Source organism: Ramlibacter albus (assembly GCF_014297445.1).
Classification (GTDB): domain Bacteria; phylum Pseudomonadota; class Gammaproteobacteria; order Burkholderiales; family Burkholderiaceae_C; genus Ramlibacter; species Ramlibacter albus.
Window position 1 is genome coordinate 1 of sequence record NZ_JACORU010000027.1, and the last position, 3,138, is coordinate 3,138.

Annotated in this window: 5 protein-coding genes; all 5 read right to left on the reverse strand. The window is 67.4% G+C overall.

Going from position 1 to position 3,138, the window contains the following annotated elements; translation table 11 throughout:
- Nucleotides 1–46: 46 nt before the first annotated feature.
- A complete protein-coding gene (locus H8R02_RS29915) occupies nucleotides 47–271 on the reverse strand; it encodes a hypothetical protein (RefSeq protein WP_187085667.1) in 225 nt (74 codons plus the stop codon).
- An 11-nt stretch (nucleotides 272–282) separates the two neighbouring features.
- Nucleotides 283–870, reverse strand: a complete 588-nt coding sequence (locus tag H8R02_RS29920) for a plasmid pRiA4b ORF-3 family protein (protein ID WP_187085669.1) — start codon at nucleotides 868–870, stop codon at nucleotides 283–285.
- Between the two features lie 12 nt (nucleotides 871–882).
- Nucleotides 883–2,403 carry an IS66 family transposase gene (tnpC, locus tag H8R02_RS29925; RefSeq protein WP_187085680.1) on the reverse strand — a complete coding sequence of 507 codons (1,521 nt, stop codon included), beginning with the start codon at nucleotides 2,401–2,403 and terminating at the stop codon, nucleotides 883–885.
- Between the two features lie 66 nt (nucleotides 2,404–2,469).
- The gene (gene tnpB, locus H8R02_RS29930; RefSeq protein ID WP_187085682.1) at nucleotides 2,470–2,796 is read right to left on the reverse strand and encodes an IS66 family insertion sequence element accessory protein TnpB; all 327 of its coding nucleotides are present in this window, start codon (nucleotides 2,794–2,796) and stop codon (nucleotides 2,470–2,472) included.
- Nucleotides 2,793–3,125: an IS66-like element accessory protein TnpA gene (gene tnpA / locus H8R02_RS29935; protein WP_187085684.1), complete on the reverse strand. Its 333-nt coding sequence runs from the start codon at nucleotides 3,123–3,125 to the stop codon at nucleotides 2,793–2,795. The genes tnpB and tnpA overlap by 4 nt, the downstream gene beginning before the upstream one ends.
- Nucleotides 3,126–3,138: the final 13 nt, after the last annotated feature.

The following is a 3,138-nucleotide window of genomic DNA, read 5'->3' on the forward strand; positions in this document are numbered from 1 at the left end:
GTAAGCGTCCGGTGATGGCACCTTGACGCTGGCGGTCAGCGCTCGGCTATGCCGGCCCATTGACCTCGTCGGTAAACACGTCGTCGGACCATGCGAGTCCGATTGCCTTGTCCAGGCGCTTCATCAAGACGTTGAGCTTTTCGCCATCGCGCCTCACGCGCATCGCAAGGCAGTTGTAGCCGTCGGTGGCTGCCGCGACGCACGTCAACCCTGCGACGGGACCGATCGAGATGTCGCCGCCCTCGTCGATGAGCGTTTCGATGTTCTTCACATCATCTCGTCCTACCGCAGGCGCCGGATCGCGCGGTTCGCGTCGTTGATGCTGAACGCGCTCGGATCGAACGGGCCTGCGTTCCACTGCCACAGGTTCTGGTGCTCTTCGTGCGCTGGGTCGCGAATCGCCTGCACGAAGTCCATGTAGCCGGGCGGGCCGCCCACGTCTTCCGGCGGGCACGAGTTGGCGCCAGCGATGCACATCGGCCATGTGTTGTAGTGCGGTTGCGGCGCAAGGCGCTTCTCCACGCGAATGCGATGCTCCCAGCCATCGCCGAAGTCGTATTGGTAGAGGAACTCCGCGACGTGCTCGCCAAGCACCGCGCCGACGGTGACCTTACGGTCATCGAGCATGTCGCCTTCGTTGTCCCACTCGGGGTTCGGCGCGCCGTAGCGCTTGCCCTCGATGTGCCAGTCATGAAGGTGGCTGTTGGTCCAGCCCATGGCGGCCTGCACGACGCGATCGAGCTTGGCCAGCGTGATGGTGTCAGGGACCAGGATCGTGCGCCAGATGCGCGGCTCGATGTGCTGCAGCTCGATGCGCAACTGGTAGATGCATTTCGGCCCGGGACGCCCGGGCGGTTTACGGGCACTCATCGCCTGAGCGTATCAGGCGGTGGCGGGCCTCCAGCGATGCGGCAGCAACTCGGTGATGCGGCTGGCCGGCTGCGTGGGCAAGCGTTCCATCACGTCCTTCAGGTACGCATGCGGCTCGTGTCCGTTCAGCCGCGCCGAGTGCACTAGGCTCATGACGGCCGCAGCGCGCTTGCCCGCACGAAGCGACCCGGCGAACAGCCAGTTGTTGCGCCCCAGCGCGATCGGCCGGATCTGGTTCTCCACCCAGTTGTTGTCGGCGGGGAGGTTTCCGTCGCCGATGTAGCGCACCAGCGCCGGCCAGCGGCCCAGGCTGTAGTCGATCGCCTTCGCGGTCGCTGAACCCGGCGGCACCTTCTGCCGCTGCGCGGTAAGCCAGGCATGCAGTGCATCGGCCACCGGCTTGGCTTTCGCCTGTCGAATCCGCAGGCGCTCGTCGGCGGTGAGTTCGCCCACCTCGCGCTCGATCTCATAGAGCCGGGCGAACAGCTCCAGCGCCTGCTGCGCGAGGGTGCTCTTGTGATTGGCCCACAGCTCGTGGAACTTGCGCCGCGCATGCGCCAGGCACCCACCCTCGGTCACGCCCTGCGCGAACAGCGCCTTGTAGCCCGAGTAGTCGTCGCACACGAGCGTGCCGCGCCACGCACCGCCCGCGCCCTGCAGGAACTGCGCGGCATGCCGTCCCGCGCGGCTTTCGGCGAAGTCGAACACGACCAGGCGTTCGGGCTCGTAGCCGCTGGTGCAGTAGCTCCACAGGTACGCGCGGTGCGTCTTGCCCGCGCCGGGGTCGAGCATCTGCACCGGAGTTTCGTCGGCGTGCAGCACCGATCGTGTGAGCAGCTCCTGGCGCATCGCCTCGACCAGCGGCTGCAGCTGCACGCCGGCGCTGCCAACCCACTGCGCCAGCGTCGAGCGAGGAATCGCGAGTCCCGCACGACCAAAGATGCCTTCCTGGCGGTACAGCGGCAAGTGGTCGGCGTACTTGGCCACCAGCACCTGCGCGATCAGGCCTGCCGTCGGGATGCCCTTGTCGATGATGTGCGGCGCAACCGGCGCCTGCACGATGCGCTCGCACTTCGCGCACGCCCACTTGCCGCGGATGTGGCGCTCCACGCTGAACACGCCCGGAACGTAGTCGAGTTTCTCGGCAACGTCTTCGCCGATGCGCTTCATCTGGCAGCCGCACGCGCACGTGGTGCTCTCAGGCTCGTGGCGGATCTCGCGGCGCGGCAGGCTCGCCGGCAGCGCCTGGCGCTTGGGCTGCTGGCGCTGAGGGGAATCCTTCGGCGGCTGCAGCGCCTCGATCTCTTCGGACACGGCCTGCAGGTCGGCTTCGAGGGTTTCCTCCAGCAGGCTGCGCTGCTCGGCATCGAAGCGCTCCGACTGCGCCGCGAACTTCAGTCGCTTGAGCACGGCGTTCTCGTGCGTGAGCTTCTCGATGGTGGCCTGCTTGAACTGCACCTCGGCAACGAGGCGCTTGGCAAGCTCCCGCACTTGGGCTTCGTTCAGGCTGTCGATGTGGGTTGCGTCGCTCACGAGTTGCCACTGTGCCGCGTCGTCACCCCATGCGCCATGCGCGCATTCGGCAATTGCGCCTTCGCGCTACAGCACGGTAATGGCTTCGGCCAGGCGCTGCCACGGCAGGCCGAGTGCGAGCGCATCGAGCTGTGCGCGCGTGAGCTGCGCCGTCCTGCAGCCGGGCGTGGGCCAAACGAACCCGCCCTGATGCAGCCGCCGTGCCGCCAGCCAGATGCCGATGCCGTCGTGCACCACCACCTTCAGCCGCGTGGCGCGTCGGTTGGCGAAGCAGTAGGCATGGTGCGGCTGCGCAGCGCCGAACACCGCCACGACCTGCGCAAGCAGCGTGTCACTGCCCGCGCGCATGTCCACCGGCGGCACGGCCAGCCAGATCGCATCGATCCGGATCACTTCAGCAGTTCACGCAGCCACGCCGCGCACTCGGCGCCAGCCGTCACCGGCCAGGCGACGTTCACCGTCGTTGCGCCCCGGCGCAGCTCGATCCGGATGATCGCGGGCGGCTCCGGCGCGGCCGGCATGGTTGCCGGAACAAATGTCGTCACTGGCAAGACGGGCTTCGCGACTGCTTGTCGGCGCCACTTGTGCACCACGTTCGCGTTCAGGCTATGTGCCATCGCCACTGCCGCCACCGAGGCCCCCGGCTGCGCGCACTCGGCAAGAACCTGCGCCTTCAGCTCCTCGCTGTGCCGGCGCCGAGGCTCCTTCCTCCAATCCTTCATGGTGTCCACCTAA

Excerpts from the sequence above, each read along its gene's own strand:
- H8R02_RS29920 (WP_187085669.1), bottom strand. The coding sequence starts at position 870 with ATGAGTGCCCGTAAACCGCCCGGGCGTCCCGGGCCGAAATGCATCTAC.
- tnpA (WP_187085684.1), bottom strand. The coding sequence starts at position 3,125 with ATGAAGGATTGGAGGAAGGAGCCTCGGCGCCGGCACAGCGAGGAGCTG.